This window comes from Microterricola pindariensis (assembly GCF_002936985.1).
In the GTDB taxonomy this organism is placed as follows: Bacteria; Actinomycetota; Actinomycetes; order Actinomycetales; family Microbacteriaceae; genus Microterricola; species Microterricola pindariensis.
The window spans coordinates 50,761-70,301 of sequence record NZ_MPZN01000014.1 but is presented as its reverse complement, the minus strand read 5'-3'; the positions used below and the strand labels follow the sequence as shown (position 1 = coordinate 70,301).

At 70.2% G+C, this 19,541-nt stretch carries 16 protein-coding genes; 9 read left to right on the top strand and 7 right to left on the bottom strand.

Annotated features, from left to right (window positions below):
* Positions 1-106: 106 nt before the first annotated feature.
* The 3 genes from GY24_RS06325 to GY24_RS06315 form a co-directional block, all read right to left on the bottom strand.
* Positions 107-1,981 carry a dipeptide/oligopeptide/nickel ABC transporter permease/ATP-binding protein gene (locus GY24_RS06325; protein WP_104474874.1) on the bottom strand — a complete coding sequence of 625 codons (1,875 nt, stop codon included), beginning with the start codon at positions 1,979-1,981 and terminating at the stop codon, positions 107-109.
* Positions 1,978-2,919 carry an ABC transporter permease gene (locus GY24_RS06320; RefSeq protein ID WP_104474873.1) on the bottom strand — a complete coding sequence of 314 codons (942 nt, stop codon included), beginning with the start codon at positions 2,917-2,919 and terminating at the stop codon, positions 1,978-1,980. Before GY24_RS06320 ends, GY24_RS06325 begins: the two co-directional genes overlap by 4 nt.
* A gap of 74 nt (positions 2,920-2,993) precedes the next feature.
* The gene (locus GY24_RS06315; protein ID WP_104474872.1) at positions 2,994-4,529 is read right to left on the bottom strand and encodes an ABC transporter substrate-binding protein; all 1,536 of its coding nucleotides are present in this window, start codon (positions 4,527-4,529) and stop codon (positions 2,994-2,996) included.
* Between the two features lie 320 nt (positions 4,530-4,849).
* On the opposite strand from GY24_RS06315, the gene hpaH reads away from it, so the two are divergent.
* The 5 genes from hpaH (at position 4,850) to GY24_RS06290 (ending at position 9,892) form a co-directional block, all read left to right on the top strand.
* Positions 4,850-5,635 carry a 2-oxo-hept-4-ene-1,7-dioate hydratase gene (gene hpaH / locus GY24_RS06310; RefSeq protein ID WP_104474871.1) on the top strand — a complete coding sequence of 262 codons (786 nt, stop codon included), beginning with the start codon at positions 4,850-4,852 and terminating at the stop codon, positions 5,633-5,635.
* A complete protein-coding gene (locus tag GY24_RS06305) occupies positions 5,620-6,465 on the top strand; it encodes an HpcH/HpaI aldolase family protein (RefSeq protein WP_104474870.1) in 846 nt (281 codons plus the stop codon). The genes hpaH and GY24_RS06305 overlap by 16 nt, the downstream gene beginning before the upstream one ends.
* A 47-nt stretch (positions 6,466-6,512) precedes the next feature.
* Positions 6,513-7,100 carry a TetR/AcrR family transcriptional regulator gene (locus GY24_RS06300; protein ID WP_104474869.1) on the top strand — a complete coding sequence of 196 codons (588 nt, stop codon included), beginning with the start codon at positions 6,513-6,515 and terminating at the stop codon, positions 7,098-7,100.
* On the top strand, positions 7,097-8,056 hold the full coding sequence (locus tag GY24_RS06295) for a DMT family transporter (RefSeq protein WP_104474868.1): 960 nt from the start codon (positions 7,097-7,099) through the stop codon (positions 8,054-8,056). Before GY24_RS06300 ends, GY24_RS06295 begins: the two co-directional genes overlap by 4 nt.
* A gap of 129 nt (positions 8,057-8,185) precedes the next feature.
* Complete coding sequence (locus tag GY24_RS06290; RefSeq protein ID WP_104474867.1) at positions 8,186-9,892, top strand: thiamine pyrophosphate-binding protein; 1,707 nt, start codon at positions 8,186-8,188, stop codon at positions 9,890-9,892.
* A 30-nt stretch (positions 9,893-9,922) separates the two neighbouring features.
* Here GY24_RS06290 and GY24_RS06285 read toward each other — a convergent pair whose 3' ends face one another.
* Positions 9,923-10,768: a DMT family transporter gene (locus tag GY24_RS06285; RefSeq protein WP_104474866.1), complete on the bottom strand. Its 846-nt coding sequence runs from the start codon at positions 10,766-10,768 to the stop codon at positions 9,923-9,925.
* A 224-nt stretch (positions 10,769-10,992) separates the two neighbouring features.
* Here GY24_RS06285 and GY24_RS06275 point away from each other — a divergent pair, with 224 nt between their 5' ends.
* The 4 genes from GY24_RS06275 (at position 10,993) to hpaD (ending at position 16,002) form a co-directional block, all read left to right on the top strand.
* Entirely contained in the window at positions 10,993-12,534 is a 1,542-nt protein-coding gene (locus GY24_RS06275) for a fumarylacetoacetate hydrolase family protein (protein WP_104474879.1), read from the top strand.
* Positions 12,516-13,235 (top strand): GntR family transcriptional regulator, encoded by a 720-nt coding sequence (locus GY24_RS06270; RefSeq protein ID WP_104474864.1) that lies wholly within the window; start codon positions 12,516-12,518, stop codon positions 13,233-13,235. The genes GY24_RS06275 and GY24_RS06270 overlap by 19 nt, the downstream gene beginning before the upstream one ends.
* Before the next feature lie 101 nt (positions 13,236-13,336).
* Positions 13,337-14,833 (top strand): 5-carboxymethyl-2-hydroxymuconate semialdehyde dehydrogenase, encoded by a 1,497-nt coding sequence (gene hpaE / locus GY24_RS06265; RefSeq protein ID WP_104474863.1) that lies wholly within the window; start codon positions 13,337-13,339, stop codon positions 14,831-14,833.
* Positions 14,834-14,886: 53 nt separating this feature from the next.
* Positions 14,887-16,002, top strand: coding sequence for a 3,4-dihydroxyphenylacetate 2,3-dioxygenase (hpaD, locus tag GY24_RS06260; protein ID WP_104474862.1), 1,116 nt, complete (start codon positions 14,887-14,889; stop codon positions 16,000-16,002).
* 308 nt (positions 16,003-16,310) lie between these two features.
* On the opposite strand, the gene GY24_RS06255 is transcribed toward hpaD, so the two are convergent.
* From GY24_RS06255 to GY24_RS06245, 3 genes are all read right to left on the bottom strand, one after another.
* Positions 16,311-16,895 carry an isochorismatase family protein gene (locus GY24_RS06255; RefSeq protein WP_104474861.1) on the bottom strand — a complete coding sequence of 195 codons (585 nt, stop codon included), beginning with the start codon at positions 16,893-16,895 and terminating at the stop codon, positions 16,311-16,313.
* Between the two features lie 39 nt (positions 16,896-16,934).
* Positions 16,935-18,416, bottom strand: a complete 1,482-nt coding sequence (locus GY24_RS06250; protein WP_104474860.1) for a D-alanyl-D-alanine carboxypeptidase/D-alanyl-D-alanine-endopeptidase — start codon at positions 18,414-18,416, stop codon at positions 16,935-16,937.
* 76 nt (positions 18,417-18,492) lie between these two features.
* A complete protein-coding gene (locus GY24_RS06245; protein ID WP_104474859.1) occupies positions 18,493-19,485 on the bottom strand; it encodes a Gfo/Idh/MocA family protein in 993 nt (330 codons plus the stop codon).
* Positions 19,486-19,541: the final 56 nt, after the last annotated feature.

Here is a 19,541-nt window from a genome sequence, read left to right as displayed (position 1 = left end):
GCACCGACGGCGAGGGACACCTCGTGCAGCACGCGCACAGGCTTGCGCCGCGCGCCGTACTCGACGACGAGGTCGTTCACCTCGAGCAGGGGCTTGGTCGTCGCGCTCATGCGCGCACCTCCTTCAGTTCGGCCTCGGCGGCGGCATCCGCCGCGCTGCGGGCTTCGTGGTCTGCTGCGGCGGATGACGCGGCAGCTGCGTGCAGCCGGTCGAGCTCCGCCCGGCTCTCCGCGCCGTCCAGCGACGCCGCGATGAGCTCGCGGGTGTACTCGCTCCGCGGCGCGGAGAAGATCTGGGCGGCTTCGCCGATCTCCTCGATCGAGCCGCCCCGCATCACGACGACGCGGTCGCAGATGTCGGCGACGACGCCGAAGTTGTGGGTGACGATGATGAGCGCCATGCGGTACTCCCGCTGCAGCTCGCGCAGCAGTTCGAGCACCTCCGCCTGCACCGTCACGTCGAGCGCGGTCGTCGGCTCGTCGGCGACGAGCACGGACGGCTTGCCCGAGATCGCGCCGGCGATGAGCACGCGCTGGGCCATGCCGCCGGAGAGCTCGTGCGGGTAGGAGCGCATCACCGCGGTCGGATTGGCGATGCCGACGCGCTCAAGCATGGCGAGGGCACGCGCCTTCGCCTCGGTGCGGCTCATCCGGTGCACGCTGCGCAGCGGCTCGGTGAGCTGGTGGCCGATCGTGAACGAGGGGTCGAGGTTCGTCATCGGCTCCTGTGGCACGTAGCCGATCTCGTGGCCGAGCAGGCGCGCACGCTCCGTGCGGCCCAGCGCGGTGACGTTCTGGCCGCCGATCCAGATCGCATCGGCCGTGTAGGAGCCCGACTTCGGCAGCAGGTCGAGCATCGAGAACACGGTCTGGGACTTGCCGGAGCCGGACTCGCCGACGATGCCGAGCACCTCGCCGGGCGCGACGTCGAGGGTGATGCCGTGCACGACCTCGACCGGGCCGCTGGCGGTGGCGTAGTTCACGCGCAGGTTCTCCAGCTGCACCGCCGATTCGACGGCCACGTGCGAGATGGAGCCGGTGGTCGTGGATGTCGCATTCGCCGGCCGCGTCGTGCTCTCGGCCGAGAGCGACCGGCGCCGGCTGCGCGAGAGCACCGGCGTCTTGACGCTGATCACGTCGGCCAGCGTGGAGCCGAGCACGGCGAGCGCGGCGATCGTGATGCCGAGCGCGAGGGAGGGCCAGAGCAGCAGCAGTGGGTCGGTGCGCATCACGCGGAAGCCCTCGTTCATCATCGCGCCCCACCCGGGGGTGGTGCCGCCGCCGATGCCGAGGAACTGGAGCCCGGCCTGCATTCCCATCGCCATGCCGGCGGTCAGCGCCGACTGGATGATGATGGGCGCGTAGACCTGCCGAATGATGTGCCGCCCCATGATGCGGGTATTGGAGAGACCGGACACCCTGGCCGCGTCGACGTAGGCCTCGTTGCGCACCGAGAGCACGGTGGAGCGGGTGAGCCGGAAGTAGCCGGGCGCCATGAAAACGCCGATCGTGACCATGAGGATGTTGAAGCTGTTGCCGGAGTTCGCGGCGACGATGAGCAGGATGATCATGCCGGGCACGGACTGCAGCGCGTCGCTGACCCAGGTGCCGATGCGGTCGGTGGCGCCGCCGAGGTAGCCGGCGGCGAGGCCTGAGGGCACGCCGAGGCCGACGGCGACGACGATCGCCAGCATGGCGCCCCAGAGCGTGATCTGCGTTCCCCAGATGAGGCGGCTGAGCACGTCGCGCCCGGTGGTGTCGCCGCCGAGCGGGTGCTCGGGACTCGGCAGCGCGCGGCTGAGCGAGAGGTCGACGAAGTTGGGGTCGTGTGGCGCGAGCCACTGCGCGAACACCGCGACGAGAACCACGAGCACGAGCACCCCGAAGGAGATCGCGCCGGCTGGCCGCCGCAGCAGGCGGAGGAAGGCCGAGCCGCGGCGCACGCCGCGGGTGTCGATGTTGTCGGTGAGCGGAGAGGTCATTTCACACGCGCCTTCGGATTGACCCACCCGAGCAGGATGTCGAGCAGGAAGTTGATGATGACGACGAAGATCACGGTGATCACGGTGATGCCGAGCAGCATCGGGATGTCGCCGTTCTGCGACGAGGACTGAGTCAGCGGCCCGATGCCGGGCAGGGCAAAGATCTGCTCGACGATGATCGCGCCGGAGAGCAGGCCCACAAACATGAGCGCGAGGATCGTGAGCGACGCCGGCGCGGAGTTGCGCAGCAGGTGCACCACGATCCGCCAGGGCGGCAGGCCGCGGCTGCGCAGCGTGCGCATGTAGTCCTGGCTGTCGGCCTGGATGATCGCGTTCCGCAGCTGCTCGGCGATCATCACGATCGCGCCGAGCGCGAGGGCGATGGCCGGCAGGGTGATCGACTGCAGCCATCCGGGGATGGACTCGCCCGGCTGGACGTAGCCGACGGCGGGGAACCATTTGAGCTGCACGGCGAAGGTCATCACGAGCACGAGGGCGACCCAGAACCCCGGGAGCGCGAAGAGGATGACGGCGCCGGCCTTGACGACCTTGTCGATCCAGGTGTTGGGGCGGAGGCCTGCGAGCACGCCGAGGGTGCCGCCGAGGATCGCGGAGAGCAGGATCGAGACCGTGACCACCGAGAGGGTGACCGGCAGCTTCAACGCGATCTGCTTGCCGACCGGTTGGAAGTTCTTCCAGGAGGTGCCGAAGTCGCCCCGGAGCAGGTTCGTCAGCCACTCGAAGTACTGCACGAGGAGGGGGCGGTCCGTCCCGATCTTCTGGGCGAGGGCTGCCTGCGCCTCAGGAGTGGCCGCGCTGCCGAGCAGGCCGAGGGTGGGGTCGGGGATCGCGGCGTAGGCGAGGAGGAAGGTGGCGGTCGCTACGGCAAACAGCAGGATCGCGCCAGAGACGAGCCGCTTGAGCGTGAAGGTGAGCATCGGATCTCCTGGATCGATTCGGGGTGGAGATGGGTGGGGTGGGGCCGCGCTGTCGCGGCCCCACCCCGGTGCCGCTATCCCGTGAACTCGATCTGTCGGAGGGTCGGGAACATCATCCCGATGACCGGGGTCACCGTGAACTCCGAGGTGGAGATGTAGGTGTTGGTCGACTGGCTCCACACCGAGAAGAAGGCCTGCTCGGTGACCATCGCGTTGAGCTCCTCGATCTCGGCCGTCTGCGCGTCTCCGGGCTCCGCGGAGAACACGGTGTCGACCTGCGCCTGGATCTCCGGGAAGGACTCGAGGCCGGGGTTCGGGTTGTACCACTGCGGCTTCGCGATCTGACGCTCGACGGTGGCGACCGGGTTGCCGTCCATCGCGATGACGGCGACGAACATCGGGTACTCGGGGGCGACCGACATGTACTGCATGAAGTCGGTCTCCTTGAACGTGACGCCGATGCCGAGCTCGCCGAAGTTCTGCTCGATGATGGCCTGCCACGGCTGGAACGGCGGGGCCATCGGCATCGTGATGTCGAAGCCGTCCGCGTAGCCGGCCTCGGCCAGCAGCGCCTTCGCTTTGTCCATGCTCGGCTTGTACGTGCCGTTCAGTGACTCGACGTAGCCGGGGGTGCCTGCGGGGAACACCTGGTTGGTCGCGACGCCGACGCCCTGGCCGATCGTGTCGACCATCTCCTGGCCGTTGAACGCGTAGTTCAGGGCCTGGCGCACGCGCACGTCGCCGAGCGGCTTGCCCATCTCGGTGGCGCCGACGCGGTCGCTGAACTGCAGGCCGACCCACATCGACAGGCCGGAGCTGACGTTCCAGTCGTACTGGGGCGCCATGTCCATGCCGGTCTTGTCGCCGTAGATGAGGTTGAACTGGCCGCCCTCCATGCCGTTGAGCATGGCGGTGCCGTCAGAGAGCGGCGTGACCGTCAGCGGGTCGAAGGGGAACTGCTCCGCAGCCCAGTGGTCGGCGACCTTGTCGAAGTGGTACTCCGCACCCGCGACCGAGGAGTCGGACAGCGTGTACGGGCCGGAGCCGACGGGCGTCTCGGCCAGCGAGCCGGCGTCGATCGCCTCGGGGGCCATCATGTAGCTGCGGCCGAGCCCCATGAAGTAGAGGATCGTGTCGTCGCGCTGCGTGAGGTGGATCGCGATGGTGTCTGCGTCGACCGCCTCGAAGCTCTCCACCTTCTGGAAGGCCTCCTGCGAGCGCACGCCCGCCTTGAGGTAGTCGAGGCTCTTCACCGCGACCGCGGAGTCGAACGCCTCGCCGTTGGAGAACGTCGTGTCGGTGCGGAGGTTCATCGTGATGGTCTTGAAGTCCTCCGACACCTCCCAGTCCGTCGCCAGGGCGGGCTGTGGCTGGCCGTCACCGTCGATGGTGAGCAGCGGGTCGTAGATGGCCGACAAGTAGGGGCCGTCGAAGCCGATGTCGGCGAGCGCCGGATCCCACGAAGTGACATCGAGGAAATTGCCGATGCTGAGTTTGGTGGTGGCGGCATCGTCGCCACCGGATTCAGGGTTGGTGCTCGTGCCGCCGCTGCAGGCGGTGAGCACGAGGGCGCTGGCGGTGAGTACCGCAGCGATCGTTGCCTTCTTCATCTCTGTCTTCTCTCGGTTACCGGGGCAGGGGTGTAACAAGGGGAGAGATCGATACCGTGCACAGCTCGACCCACATGTGCGCCGTCGCGCAGCGACCCGGCGGAGTGCAGAGCTTGTCGCCTCGGGATGCGAGGTGGCTTCGTCGACACTCCACTGTGCCGTGCGGGTAATTCTACAGTTGTTGACAAGAAAGACAACTCCGACTTTCTCCGCCCTTCCGGCGGGGAATTTCCGCGACATTCCCCACCGGCACGCGGCATCGTATACGATCACTGAGTAGTCATCGACAAGGCAGTCACTGATAAAGGAATGGTGCCCCAGTGTTGGAACCCGCTCAGATCACCGCGATCGCCGACGAGCTCTTCGAGGCCGATCGCACACGCAGCATCGTTCCGCTGCTCACCGCCCGCAATCCCGACATGACCGTCGAGGACGCCTATGCGGTGCAGAGTCTGTGGGCCGCGCGCAAGATCGAGTCCGGCCGGCGCCTCGTCGGCCGCAAGATCGGCCTCACCTCCAAGGTGATGCAGGTCGCCACGGGCATCACCGAGCCCGACTACGGCGTCATCTTCGACGACATGGTCTACGAGAACGGCTCGAGCATCCCGTTCGACAACTTCTCCAACGTGCGCATCGAGGTCGAGCTCGCCTTCGTGCTTGCCCGGCCGCTGAGCGGCCCGAACTGCACCATCTTCGACGTGCTCTCGGCCACCGACTACGTGATCCCGGCGTTGGAGATCCTCAACTCGCACATCGAGATGTCCGGCCGCACCATCGTCGACACCATCTCAGACAACGCGGCCATGGGCGCCATGGTGATCGGCGGCAACCCGGTGAAGCCGGATGCCGTTGACCTCCGCTGGGTCGGCGCGCTGCTCTACCGCAACCAGACCATCGAGGAATCCGGCGTGGCCGCGGCCGTGCTGAACCACCCCGCCAGCGGGGTGGCCTGGCTTGCCAACAAGCTCTCCCAGCACGGCTCGAGCCTCGCGGCCGGCGACATCGTGCTGGCCGGCTCGTTCACCCGCCCGATGTGGGTGGAGCGCGGCGACACCATCCACGCCGACTACGGACAGCTGGGGGCGATCACGTGTCGCTTCGAGTAGAGGGGCACAGCGAGGGGCACCACGCCCCGGGCACCGAGCCCACACTCGCGGACGTGCTCGGATCGGCCGACCGGCCGCAGATCGGCCTCTGGGTGTGCTCTGGCAGCCCGCTCGTCGCCGAGATCTGTGCCGGCAGCGGCGTCGACTGGCTGCTCATCGACGCCGAGCACAGCCCGAACGGGCTGGAGTCCGTGCTCGCCCAGCTGCAGGCCGTTGCCCCGTACCCGGTGGCGCCCCTCGTGCGCGCCGCGATCGGCGACACCGTCATCATCAAGCAGCTGCTCGACCTCGGCGCGAAGAACCTGCTCGTGCCCATGGTCAACACGGCCGAGGAGGCCACGGAGCTGGTGCGCGCCATGCGCTACCCCCCGCTCGGCGTGCGCGGCGTTGGCGCCGCCCTCGCCCGCTCGGCCCGCTGGAACCGGATCGACGACTACCTGGCCCAGGCGCACGAGCTCGTCTCGCTGTTCGTGCAGATCGAGACGGCATCCGCTGTCGAGAACGTGGCCGCCATCGCCGCCGTCGACGGGGTGGATGGCATCTTCGTCGGGCCCTCCGACCTGGCCGCCTCGATGGGCGTGCTGGGCCAGCAGGAGCACCCGGACGTCGTGGCGGCGGTCGAGCGGTGCATCCGCGTCGCCGCCGATCTCGGCAAGCCGGTCGGCGTCAACGCCTTCGCCCCGGCCACCGCCGACCGCTATCTCGCCGCCGGCGCGAACTTCGTCTCGGTCGGGGCGGATGTCGCACTGCTCGCCCGCTCCTCGGAGGCCCTGGCCGCCCGCTACATCCCGGCCGACGGGCAATCCGACGGGGGACGCGCCAGCTACTAGGCCGCCCTCGCGGCGCGCGCCGATTCCTGGGTAGACTGATCTACCTAATGACAGACAACGATGTGGTCTCCGGGCGCGGCCCGGCCGGCGAGCGGGTCCTCGTGGCGGCTTCGCGACTCTTCTACGAGCGCGGCATCACCGCGACGGGCATCGACACGATCACGGCCGCGGCCGGGGTTGCGAAGATGAGCCTGTACAACAACTTCTCCTCGAAGGAGGACCTCGTGCTGGCCTACATCCAGGCCCGCCACGAGGAATGGCTCGAGCTGTACCGGCTGCGTGCCGCGAGCGCGAGAACGCCGGTCGAGCAGGTGCTGGCCGTCTTCGACGCCTACATCGACCATGCCCGCTTCGAGTACGAAAGCGGTTTCCGCGGTTGCGGGCTCCTGAACGCGGCGGCGGAGCTGCCAGTCGGCGCGCCCGGTCGCGCCGAAGTCCGCCGGCACAAGGAGCAGGTCGAGGCGATCCTCGCGGACCAGCTCGCGGCGCTGGTCCGCGCTTCCGAGGTGTCGACACTGGCCGAGCACCTGTCGTTCCTGCTGGAGGGGTCGATGATCCGGGCCGGGCTGGAGGGCGGAGTCGGCCGCCTCGAGCACGCCCGAGCCCTCGCATCCCGACTTCTCGGTACGTCGTGAGCGGGTCGCGCCGGCTCGGGATCGCGGCCATCACGGGCGCCTCGCTGCTCTGGGGCACGACCGGGACCGCGGCCACGTTCGCGCCGGGCGCTGGGCCGCTCGCCATCGGCGCGGCCGCCCTGGGCATCGGCGGGCTGCTGCAGGCGGTGATCGCCGTGCCCGCGCTGCGGGCCGCGGCCCCCGCCCTGCGCGCGAACAGGAGGGCGGTGGTCGTCGGCTCGCTGGCCGTGGCGATCTATCCGCTCGCCTTTTACAGCTCCATGCACCTCTCCGGCGTGGCCATCGGCTCCGTGGTGTCGCTCGCCTCGGCGCCGTTGGCCTCCGGCTTGCTGGAGCGCTTCGTGGATCGACGGCGGCTGAGCCGGTGGTGGATGCTCGCCGCCACGCTCGGCATCCTGGGCAGCCTGCTGCTCTGCCTGTCGAAACTCGACGGCCCCGCCGCGTCGGCGGGCGGGACGGTGGCCGGAATCGGCCTCGGGCTCGTCGCCGGAGCGAGCTACGCCGTGTACTCCTGGGCCGCCCATCGGCTGATTTCCCGCGGGGTGGGCCGGTCGGCATCGATGGGAGCGGTCTTCGGCGGCGGCGGGATCCTGCTGATTCCCGTGCTCGTCGCCACCGGCGCCCCGCTCATCGCCTCGCCGCAGGCGTTCGCCGTCGCCGGATATATGGCGCTGATCCCGATGTTCCTCGGCTACGTCCTCTTCGGACTGGGGTTGGCCCGGGTGTCTGCGAGCACGGCGACGACGGTGACGCTCACGGAACCGGCCGTCGCGACCGTGCTCGCGGTGCTCATCGTCGGCGAGCAGCTGACGAGCGTGGGCTGGGCCGGCCTGGCGATCATCGCGGGCGTCCTCGTCATCCTCGCCGCCGCACCCGCCACGAGCGCCAGGGCGCGGGACGGCGCCGGCGGGCTGGAGCCGGCATCCGGTGCCCTGCCAGCCCCCAGCATGTTCTAGACTGGTCGCGTCAGACGGCCCGGCCGTCGTGTTCTCAAAAGGGACACTGAGCGAAGATGCGCAACACGGTGCATTCCTCGTGAGACATATACGGACTTCGAAAACCCGCAATATGACTCAAGGAACATCATGACCGCTCTGTCGACCGCCGACGCCCTCTCCTCTTCGAGCCCGGCCGCCGCGCCCACGCCCGCCCCCACCGTTTCTGCGCGCATCGCCCAGGCCCTCGCCCCGCACGCCACCGAGGTGTTCGGCGTGATGGGCAACGGCAACGCCTACTTCATCGACGCGCTCGGCCGCGCCGGGCTGCGCTTCACCGCCGTGCGGCACGAGACGGCCAGCGTGGCCGCCGCCGACGCCCACTATCGCGCCAGCGGCCGTATCGCCATTGCCACCACGACCTACGGCGCCGGCTTCACCAACGCGGCCACCTCGCTGGCCGAGGCCGCGCAGGCCCGCATCCCGCTCGTGCTCGTCGTCGGCGACGCCCCCGGCACGGGCCCCCGCCCCTGGGACATCGACCAGGCCGGCCTCGCCGCCGCACTCGGCGCGGAGACGATCGTCGCCACCGCGGCGGATGCCGCCGAGCAGACCACCCGCGCCCTCGAGCGCGCCATCGCCGGCCGCACGCCCGTCGTGCTCGCCATCCCCTACGACCTCGCCTCGAAGCCGGCCACCGACACGGCGACGCTCCGCCCCGTCGTCCTGCCGGCGCCGCTGCGCGCCGACACGCTCGACACGAACGCCGCCGCCGCGGCCCTGGCTGCCGCGCAGCGCCCGTTCATCTTGGCCGGCCGCGGTGCCTGGCTCGCCGGCGCCGGCGAGGACCTCAGCCGCCTCGCCGATCTGACCGGCGCCGTGACCGCGAGCACCGCCCTCGGCCGCGGCCTCTTCGCCCGCGCCGAGTACGACCTCGGCGTCACCGGCGGCTTCGGCCAGGAGGAGGCGATGCGCCTCGTCGGCACCGCCGACGTCGTGCTCGTCGTCGGCGCCGGGCTCAACCAGTTCACGATGCAGTTCGGCGCCCTGATCACGCCGGGCACCACCGTCATCCGCATCGACGACGAGGAGCGCGACCACCCCATCGTCACCCAGTTCGTGCGGGGCGACGCGAAGCTGAGCGTCGAGGCCATCGCGACGCGCATCGCGTGGCTGGGCGCCGAGCCGTCCGGGTGGCGCGAGTCGGTCGCCGGGCTCGCCGACGGCAGCCTGCGCGCCCGCCCGGCCGGCCAGGCCGCGCTGCCAGACGGGCTGCTCGACCCGCGCCAGGTGGCCACCCGCCTGGCCGCTCTGCTGCCGGAGGACCGCGTCGTCGTCTCCGACGGCGGCCACTTCATCGGCTGGGCGAACATGTACTGGCCGGTCGCCAGCCCGAACCGAATGCTGATGGTCGGCACCGCGTTCCAGACCATCGGCCTCGGCTTCCCGAGCGCGGTCGGCGCCGCCCGCGCGCTGCCGGACTCCACCCTCGTCGTCACGACCGGCGACGGCGGCGGCCTGATGGCCCTCGCCGACCTCGACTCCGTGATCCGCACGGCAGACCGCGCCATCATCGTCGTCTGGAACGACGCCGTCTATGGCGCCGAGGTGCACCTCTACGGCCGGCTCGGCCTCAGCCAGGAGGCCATGCGCATCGAGCAGGCCGACTTCGCCGCTCTCGGGCGCGCACTCGGAGCGCGCGGCAGCGTCATCCGCTCGCTCGGCGACCTCGCCGAGTTCGAGCAGTGGCTCGCGGATGACGGCACGGGCACGTTCGTGCTGGACTGCCGGGTCTCCAGCAGCATCGTGGCGCCGTATCAAGAAGAGGTCTACGCGTTCAACACCCGCGCGCGTTGAGCGCCGCGCGGCTGAGCGCCCGCACGGCGCTCAGCCGCCCAGCCGGATGGCGACGATTCCCGTCACCGCGATCACGGTCGCGGCCAAGCGCCACGTGCTGAATCGCTCACGAAACACGACGTAGCCGATCACGCCCGCGGCGAGCACACCGGTTTCGCGCAGGGCGGAGACGACCGCGAGCGGCGCCATCGACTGAGCCCAGACCACGATCGTGTACGCGACGAGGGAGAGCACTCCGCCGACGGCGCCCATCGGCGCGTGCCGGCGCATGCCGCGGAGCATCTCGGAGCGATCGCGCGCGAGCAGGAAGCAGACCAGCGGGAGCGTCACCCCCTGCAGCAGGAACAACCACGCCGCATAGCCGAGCGGGTCTCCCGCGATCCGCACCCCCATACCGTCGATCACCGAGTAGGCGGTGATCGTGACTCCGACGGCGACGGCCATCAGGGTTCCCGCGGTGCCGTTGCGCCCCCTCGGCGACCACGACAACGCGAACAGGGACACGGCCACCACCGCGACACCGCCGACCTGCGCCGCCGTCATCTGTTCGCCGAGCAGCGTCGTGGAGATCAGCGTCACGCCGAGCACGGCGATTCCGCGGGTCAGCGGGTAGGTCTTGCCGAACTCCGACTTCGCATACGCCGCCGTCAGCAGCACGAGGTAGAGCGTCTGAACGGCCGCCGAGACGAGGATGTACGGCCAGGCGGCCGCGGGCGGGAACGGCAGCAGCACACAGCCGACCGCCCCGACGACGAGGTAGACCAGGCCGATCAGGGCCGACGAGACGAGGCGGGCCGGGATCGCCTTGGCGATCGCATTCCAGCTGCCGTGCAGCACGGCTGCGCCGAGCACGGCGAGGAGGACGCCCCCGCTCACGGGACGCGCACCGAGATCCGCACCGAGACGCCGAAGCCGGCTGAGCTGCTCATCGTGGCGTACTCCCTCGTGGATGTTTGCGTTATCAACGCAGTGTACGCGCAGATCGTGTTTACGCAAACAAGGTGGCAGGCGAGGAGGCGCGAGCGCCCGGCCGAGGCCGGGCTTGTAATCGCCGTCAGATCGTATATCATTTGGAATAGCAAATGAAGACGAGGATGTCCATGAACGCAGATCTCAGCACCCAGGCGGCCGACGCCACCCCCGCCCGCACCGCAGAACCCGGCGCCCCGGGCAAGATCATCGCGGTGCACCTGAACTACCCGTCTCGTGCAGCCCAGCGCGGCCGCACACCGGCCAAGCCCTCCTACTTCCTCAAGCCGTCGAGCTCCGTCGCCGCCACCGGCGACACCCTCGAGCGCCCGGCCGGCGCCGAGCTGCTCGCCTTCGAGGGCGAGATCGCCCTCATCATCGGCCGGCCGACCCGCCGGGCCTCCCCCGCAGAGGGCTGGGCAGCCATCTCCGGCGTCACCGCCGCCAACGACTTCGGCATCTACGACCTGCGCACCGCAGACAAGGGCTCGAACCTCCGCTCCAAGGGCGGCGACGGCTTCACCCCGCTCGGCCCGCGCGTCATCCCCGCCGCCGGGCTCGACCCGGCCGCCCTGCGGGTGCGCACCTGGGTCAACGGCGAGCTGGTGCAGAACGACACCACCGCAGACCTGCTCTTCCCGTTCGGCCAGCTCGTCGCCGACCTCTCGCAGATGCTCACCCTCGAGCCCGGCGACGTGATCCTCACCGGAACCCCGGCCGGCTCCTCCGTCGTGCTGCCCGGCGACGTCGTCGAGGTCGAGGTCGACGCCCCGGATGCCGCAGGCGCCCCGAGCAGCGGCCGCCTCGTCACGACGATCACCGCCGGCACCGAGCCGTTCGGCGACTTCGGCAGCAAGCCGGCCGTCGACGACCTGCAACGCATCGAGGCCTGGGGCAGCGAGGACGAGCACGCCGCCGCGGTGGCCGCCGGCCGGGCCAGTGCGCTCGAGGGCGCGCAGGCCGCGCAGCCGGCATCCGTGCTCACCGAGGAGATCAAGCAGCAGATCGCGGGCGTCGCGGTCGCCACGCTCTCTGTCGCCCTGCGGAAGCGCGGCTACCACGACATCTTCATCGACGGCGTCTTCTCCAACCACCCCGGCGCCCGCATGATCGGCACCGCCAAGACGCTGCGCTTCATCCCGTTCCGGCCCGACCTCTTCGCCAGCCACGCCGGCGGCTTCAACGCCCAGAAGGTGGCGTTCGACACGGTCAACCCGGGCGAGGTGCTCGTGGTCGAGGCCCGCGGCCAGCGCGGCACCGGAACCGTCGGCGATGTGCTCGCGCTCCGCGCCCAGGTGCGCGGCGCCGCCGGCATCGTCACCGACGGCGGCGTGCGCGACTTCGACGCCGTCGCCCAGTTCGACATCCCCGTGTTCTCGCAGGGCGCCCACCCCAGCGTGCTCGGCCGCAAGCACGTGCCCTGGGAGGTGGACGTGACCATCGCCTGCGGCGGCGCGGCCGTGCAGCCCGGCGACATCATCGTCGGGGACGGCGACGGCGTGATCGTGATCCCGCCGCAGCTGCTGGCCGAGGTCGTGGCCGAGGCCGCCGAGCAGGAGCGCCAGGACGCCTACGTGGCCGAGCAGGTCGCGGCCGGAGAATCGGTGGACGGCCTGTTCCCGATGAATGCGGCCTGGAAGGCCCGCTACAGCGAATGGCTGGCCCAGCAGTGAACGCCCCCGACCCCACGCTGAGCAAGGCGCAGCGCTCCTACCGCTACATCCGCGAGCGCATCAACGACGGCCGCTACGTCCCCGGATTCCGGCTGGTGCTCGGCCAGATCGCCAAGGAGCTCGACGTCAGCGTCGTGCCGGTGCGCGAGGCCATCCGCCTGCTCGAGGCCGAGGGCCTCGTCACCTTCGAGCGCAACATCGGCGCGCAGGTGGCGATGATCAAGGAGACCGAGTACCTGCACACCATGCAGACGCTCAGCATCGTCGAGGGCGCGGCCACCGCGATGTCGGCGCCGCACATCTCCGCCGACCACATCGCGCGCGCCAGGGCCATCAACGAGCGCATGATCGACTGCCTCGGCGACTTCGACCCGCACAGCTTCACCGCGCTCAACCTCGAGTTCCACTCCGTCCTGTTCGAGGAGTGCCCCAACCCGCACATCCTCGACCTGGTGCACCGCGGCTGGAACCGGATGAACGTGCTGCGCGACTCCAGCTTCAGCTTCGTCCCCGGCCGCGCCCGCGCCTCGGTCGAGGAGCACGAGGAGCTGCTGCGCCTTCTCGAGGCGGACGCCCCGGCGCTCGAGATCGAGTTGGCTGCACGCGCGCACCGCACCCGCACCCTCGACGCCATGCTCGCCTACCAGGCCGAGCACAAACGGGCGGCCCCGGTCGGGGAGCTCGACGCGACCAGCGCCTAGCCGCGGCATCCGCCCCCGCCAGCGGGGCACCCCAGACAGCATCGCCAGCCCAGCCCGCACCGTGGCCAGACCACGGCCTCAGCAATGGAGTTATGAGAACCATGAGTCACTACATCCCCGAGAACCTGCCCAGCAAGATCCAGCACTTCATCGACGGCCAGTTCGTCGACTCGATCGGCGGCGAGACCTTCGACGTGCTCGACCCCGTGTCGAACGAGAGCTACGTGCAGGCCGCGGCCGGCCAGAAGGCCGACATCGAGCTCGCCGTCGCCGCAGCCCAGCGGGCGTTCAAGACCGGCCCGTGGCCGCGCATGCTCCCGCGCCAGCGCTCCCGCGTGCTGCACAAGATCGCCGACCTCATCGAGGCCCGCGACCAGCGCCTCGCCGAGCTGGAGACCTTCGACACCGGCCTGCCGATCACGCAGGCGCTCGGCCAGGCCAACCGCGCCGCCGAGAACTTCCGCTTCTTCGCCGACCTGATCGTGGCCCAGCGCGACGACACCTACAAGGTGCCCGGCCGCCAGGTGAACTACGTCAACCGCAAGCCGATCGGCGTCGCCGGCCTGATCACCCCGTGGAACACCCCCTTCATGCTGGAATCGTGGAAGCTCGCCCCCGCGCTGGCCACCGGCAACACCGTCGTGCTCAAGCCGGCCGAGTTCACCCCGCTCTCCGCCTCGCTCTGGGCCGAGATCTTCCGCGAGGCCGGCGTGCCCGACGGCGTCTTCAACCTGGTCAACGGCCTCGGCGAGGAGGCGGGCGACGCGCTCGTCAAGCACCCCGACGTGCCGCTCATCTCTTTCACCGGCGAGAGCCGCACCGGCCAGATCATCTTCGGCAACGCAGCCCCGTTCCTCAAGGGCCTCTCGATGGAGCTCGGCGGCAAGTCCCCCGCCGTCGTGTTCGCGGATGCCGACATCGAGGCCGCCCTCGACGCGACGGTGTTCGGCGTGTTCTCGCTGAACGGCGAGCGTTGCACCGCCGGCAGCCGCATCCTGGTCGAGCGCCCGATTTACGACGACTTCGTCGCCCGCTACGCCGAGCGCGCGAAGAACATCGTCGTCGGTGACCCGCACGACCCGAAGACCGAGGTCGGCGCGCTTGTGCACCCCGAGCACTACGACAAGGTGATGAGCTACGTCGAGATCGGCAAGACCGAGGCCCGCCTCGTCGCCGGCGGCGGCCGCCCGGAGGGCCTGGAGACGGGCAACTACGTCTCCCCGACCGTGTTCGCCGACGTCGCACCGGATGCCCGCATCTTCCAGGAGGAGATCTTCGGCCCGGTCGTGGCGATCACCCCGTTCGACACCGATGAGGAAGCCCTCGAGCTGGCCAACAACACCCGCTACGGCCTGGCCGCCTACATCTGGACGAACAACCTCAAGCGCGCCCACAACTTCTCGCAGTCGGTCGAAGCCGGCATGGTCTGGCTCAACTCGAACAACGTGCGGGACCTCCGCACCCCGTTCGGCGGGGTCAAGGCCTCCGGCCTCGGCCACGAGGGCGGCTACCGCTCGATCGACTTCTACACCGACCAGCAGGCCGTGCACATCACGCTCAACGAGGCGCACTCCCCCCGCTTCGGCACCGCGAAGTAACCCCTTTCACAATTTCGGCCCGAGTCCCCACTCAAGGAAGAGAACGCACCACCATGACTGAACCAATCGTCACCACCGGCAGCCCGATCGCCGCGCCGGCCAACCGCATCGCGACCCCCACGTCGCCCGCACCCGACATCCTGCGCTGTGCCTACATGGAGCTCATCGTCACCGACCTGGCCGCCTCGCGCGAGTTCTACGTCGACGTGCTCGGACTCGTCGTCACCGAGGAGGACGACGAGGTCGTCTACCTGCGCAGCTTCGAGGAGTTCATCCACCACAACCTCGTGCTGCGCAAGGGCGACGTCGCCGCCGTCGCCGCATTCAGCTACCGGGTGCGGAGCCCGCAGGAACTCGACGCCGCCGTCGCCTTCTACACCGAGCTCGGATGCCGCGTCGAGCGCAACCCGAACGGCTACAACAAGGGCATCGGCGACTCGGTGCGCGTCGAGGACCCGCTCGGCTTCCCGTACGAGTTCTTCTACGACGTCGAGCACGTCGAGCGCCTCGCCTGGGCCTACCACCTGCAGACCCCCGGCTGCCTGGTGCGCCTGGACCACTTCAACCAGGTCACCCCGGACGTGCCCCGCGCCGTCGCCTACATGGAGGACCTCGGCTTCCGCGTGACCGAGGACATCCAGGACGAGGAGGGCACCACCTACGCCGCCTGGATGCGCCGCAAGCCCACCGTGCACGACACCGCCATGACCGGCGGCGACGGCCCGCGCATGCACCACGTCGCATTCGCCACGCACGAGAAGCACAACATCATCGCGATCTGCGACAAGCTCGGCGCCCTGCGCAAGTCCGACTCGATCGAGCGCGGCCCGGGCCGCCACGGCGTCTCGAACGCGTTCTACCTGTACCTGCGCGACCCCGACGGCCACCGCGTCGAGATCTACACGCAGGACTACTACACGGGCGACCCGGACAACCCCGTCGTCACCTGGGACGTGCACGACAACCAGCGCCGCGACTGGTGGGGCAACCCCGTTGTGCCCAGCTGGTACACGGACGCCTCGCTCGTGCTCGACCTCGACGGTCAGCCGCAGCCGCTGGTCGCGCGCACCGACTCCTCCGAGATGGAGGTGACCGTCGGCGCCGACGGCTTCTCGTACACCCGCGAGGGCGACAACGAGAAGGGCTTCAAGCTCGGCAACACGCTCTAAACCGCTGCACCCGCGTCAGGCCCGGCCGTTCTCGGCCGGGCCTGACGTCGTTCGGGGCGCTGCGGCAGCCGGCATCCGCCCGCCCCTTGAGCCCGCCGAAACCCCCGCCCCGTGAGCCTCGCGAAACCCCCGCTGGTCGAGTAGCGAGGAACGAGCGTATCGAGACCCCGCACGAGACACAGCGCCCCGCGAGAAACCGATTCTCGACACGGCCCTGGCGGGCCTACTCGGCCGGCGGGATCTGCACGGCGGTGTTGGCTTCGGTCGCTGGCGCTCCCTCGAGCCAACGTGGGGAAACACGCCAGCGGCTACGGGGCGGAGTCGATGATCTCGGCCCCGGCATGGCCCAGTTCGGCCAAGGCGGCCACGGAGCTCGCGGCAGCCACGCCGGCGACGAGGTCCTGCAGCACGCGCACGTGCTGGCCGTGCTCGAGTGCGTCCAAGGCGCTGGCGCGCACGCAGTAGTCGGTGGCGATGCCGACGATGTCGATCTCGGTCACGCCGCGCTCGGTGAGCAACTCGCTGACGGTCTCGCCGTTCTCGCCGGTGCCCTCGAAGATCGAGTAGGCGGGCTTCCCCTGGCCCTTGCGGATGTGGAACGTGACGGCGGCCGTGTCGAACGCCGGGTGGTATTCGGCCCCGGCCGTGCCGGCGACGCAGTGCACCGGCCAGCTGTCGACGAAGTCCGGGGCGGCATCCGTGGCGAAGTGCCCGCCGTTGTCGTTGCCCTCGTCATGCCAGTCCCGCGAGGCGAAGATCGCGCCGTAATCGCCCGCGTGTGCGGCGAGCAGGGCACTGATGCCTGCTGCGACGTCCGCGCCTCCGACCACTCCGAGCGCACCGCCCTCGGTGAAGTCGTTCTGCACGTCAACGATGAAAAGCGCCCGAGTCATGCCCCCATTATCCCCGTCGAACGGGTGAATCGGCCGGGACTACAGGTTGGAGAGGGTATTTCCGCAGCTGTAGAAGCCGGCGGTGAGCGCGTCGATCGCCGTCTTGGCGCTGTCGTCGACGTCGTCCAGCGCGTAGATGGCGAAGGTGAGCGGGGTGCCGTCGGCGGCGTGGATGACGCCGGCGAGCGTGTACCCGGTGTCGATCCAGCCGGTCTTGGCGAACACGGAACCGTCGGCGATCGCGCTGTCCCCGCCGAACCGGTCGCTGTAGGAGAGCGAGCCGCTCTGCCCGGCGACGGGCAGGCCGTCGAAGATCACGCCGAGGTTGCCCTCGCGGGCGTTGATCTTCATGAACAGCTGGGTGAGGTAGCTCGGCGGGATGGCGTTGTCGTCGCTCAGCCCGGAGCCGTCGACGGCCACGATGCCGGTGGTGTCGATGCCGTAGCCGGCGAGGCCGGCGAGCGTTCCGGCCTGGATCGCCTCGAAGCTGTTGCCTGCGCCGGATTCCACGGCAACCAGGCGGGCGAGCATCTCGGCGATCGCGTTGTCCGAGACGATCAGCGTCTGCTGGATCAACGTCGAGACCGGCTGCGACTGCACGGAGCCGAGCACGGCTGCGCCGGCCGGGGCGGTGCCGCGCTCGACGCTGACGCCGCCGAGCTCATCGGCGAAGGCCTCGCCGGCGCGCCCGATCGGGTCCTCGCTGCGGCTGGAGGTGTTGCTGTAGGCGTTGTCGCGGTCGCCGTCGACCTGCAGCGCGGTGATCGGCGGCATGTAGCCGTCCCAGAGTTCCTTGCTGTCCCAGCTGGGCTGCCACTCGGCGCCGCCGAACAGCGAGGAGTCCAGCACCAGCTTCGTCAACGGCGGGTTGGCCGGGTTGGCGTCCCAGGCGGCGCGCACCTGCGCGGCGAGCTCGTCGAGGTGCGCGGCGCCGGCGTAGGCGGACTCATCACCGCTCGGGGTGCGGCTGAGCGTGATGTCGCCGCCGCCGACGAGCACGACGGAGCCGGGCTCAGCACCCGCGACGACGGTGGTCGTCGCCCGGTAGTCGGGGCCGAGGACGTCGAGCGCCGCGGCCGAGGTGAGCACCTTCATGACGCTGGCTGCGCGGGAGGCGGTGTCGCCACCGCGGTCGTAGAGCACCTCGCCGGTGGCGGCGTTGCGCACCTGTGCCTGAAAGCTGCCGAGCCGGGGGTCGCTGGCGAGATCGGCCACCGAGCACAGGCGCACGATGCTCGCGGCCGGTGCCGCGGCCGGCGCCGGCCGGGCCGTTTGCGTGGGGGTGGGCGTCGGGGTGTTGCTCGGGGTCGCCAGTGCGACGGATGCCGTCGCCGGGGCGCCGAACGCGCTGCCGGCCGCGACGGCGATGCCGCCGAACAGCACGAGCGCCAGCGCGCCGGCCGTGATCAGTGTGGCGCGCGGGTGCTTGCGCAGGGTGCCGAGGAAGCCGCCGTGCTCGCGCGTGGCACCGCTGCCCTGGGCGGGAGTCGGTGCAGGGCGGGGCAGGTCGGAATCTGGCATCCCGCTATTTTAGGCCGCCAGCCTGAGCGCCCCGTGGGCGCGCTCGCTCCCCGCCAGCGGGCGGCCGCGCCCCCGCCTACTCGCCCGGGTAGACGAGGCCGATCTCGGCACGCACGGCGTCGAGGGTCTCCATGATCTGCACGATCTCCGACAGCGGCAGGCGCGGGTCGTTCAGCTCGCCGCGGGCCACGAGCTCCTCGAGCGCGACGGCCTGGTAGTGCTTGCCGCCGCCATTCTGCTCGGTTGTGTACTCCTCGATCACGGCGCCTGCGGCATCCAGCACTTGGAAGCCGGTCTGGGTGTACCAGACCCCGTCGATATCGATGCGGCCCTTGGTGCCGATGACGCTGGCGCGGTTTGGGCCCTGCACGTCGCTCGCGGAGAGCGTGGTGGCGATCGCCCCGGAGGCGTAGCGGAAGGTGGTGGCGACCTGCGCGTCGGCGCCGGTCGACCGGAAGCTGGCGGTGGCCTGGATGCTCTCCGGCTGGCCGAACAGGGAGGAGGCGAAGGAGATCGGGTAGATGCCGAGGTCCAGCAGCGCGCCGCCGCCGAGCTCGAGGGCGTTCAGACGGTGGGCGGGGTCGTCGGAGAGCTTCTGGGTGTGGTCGGCGATGAGCGTGCGCACCTCCCCGATCGTGCCTGCGTCGAGGATCTCGCGGATCCGCTGCATGTGCGGCAGGAAGCGCGTCCACATGGCCTCGAGCACGACGAGGCCCTGCGCCTCGGCCAGGGCCACGACCTCTCGGGCCTCCTCGGCGTTCAGGGCGAACGGCTTCTCGACGAGCACGTGCTTGCCGGCGTTCAGCGCCATGGTGGCGTGCTCGGCGTGGAACGGGTGCGGCGTCGCGATGTAGATGACGTCGACGTCCGGGTCGGCGACGAGATCCTCGTAGCTGGCGTGCACGTTCGGGATGCCGAACTCGGCGGCGAACTGCGCCGCGCTCTCTGCACGCCGCGAACCGACGGCCTGCACCGTAATCCCGTTCGCAACCAAGTCGGAGGTCACCGCGTGCGCGATGCCACCGGTAGCGAGTATTCCCCAGCGCAGTGATGTCGTCGTTGTGTTCACGCGCCCAGCATAGTCCCGACGACGATCTCGACGAGGGCCGCGACTGGCGCAGAGCC

What these genes read in the sequence shown, in the direction of transcription:
- GY24_RS06325 (WP_104474874.1), bottom strand. Translation starts at nt 1,981, where the DNA reads ATGACCTCTCCGCTCACCGACAACATCGACACCCGCGGCGTGCGCCGC.
- GY24_RS06320 (WP_104474873.1), bottom strand. Translation starts at nt 2,919, where the DNA reads ATGCTCACCTTCACGCTCAAGCGGCTCGTCTCTGGCGCGATCCTGCTG.
- GY24_RS06315 (WP_104474872.1), bottom strand. Translation starts at nt 4,529, where the DNA reads ATGAAGAAGGCAACGATCGCTGCGGTACTCACCGCCAGCGCCCTCGTG.
- GY24_RS06300 (WP_104474869.1), top strand. Translation starts at nt 6,513, where the DNA reads ATGACAGACAACGATGTGGTCTCCGGGCGCGGCCCGGCCGGCGAGCGG.
- GY24_RS06290 (WP_104474867.1), top strand. Translation starts at nt 8,186, where the DNA reads ATGACCGCTCTGTCGACCGCCGACGCCCTCTCCTCTTCGAGCCCGGCC.
- GY24_RS06275 (WP_104474879.1), top strand. Translation starts at nt 10,993, where the DNA reads ATGAACGCAGATCTCAGCACCCAGGCGGCCGACGCCACCCCCGCCCGC.
- GY24_RS06270 (WP_104474864.1), top strand. Translation starts at nt 12,516, where the DNA reads ATGGCTGGCCCAGCAGTGAACGCCCCCGACCCCACGCTGAGCAAGGCG.
- hpaE (WP_104474863.1), top strand. Translation starts at nt 13,337, where the DNA reads ATGAGTCACTACATCCCCGAGAACCTGCCCAGCAAGATCCAGCACTTC.
- hpaD (WP_104474862.1), top strand. Translation starts at nt 14,887, where the DNA reads ATGACTGAACCAATCGTCACCACCGGCAGCCCGATCGCCGCGCCGGCC.
- GY24_RS06255 (WP_104474861.1), bottom strand. Translation starts at nt 16,895, where the DNA reads ATGACTCGGGCGCTTTTCATCGTTGACGTGCAGAACGACTTCACCGAG.
- GY24_RS06250 (WP_104474860.1), bottom strand. Translation starts at nt 18,416, where the DNA reads ATGCCAGATTCCGACCTGCCCCGCCCTGCACCGACTCCCGCCCAGGGC.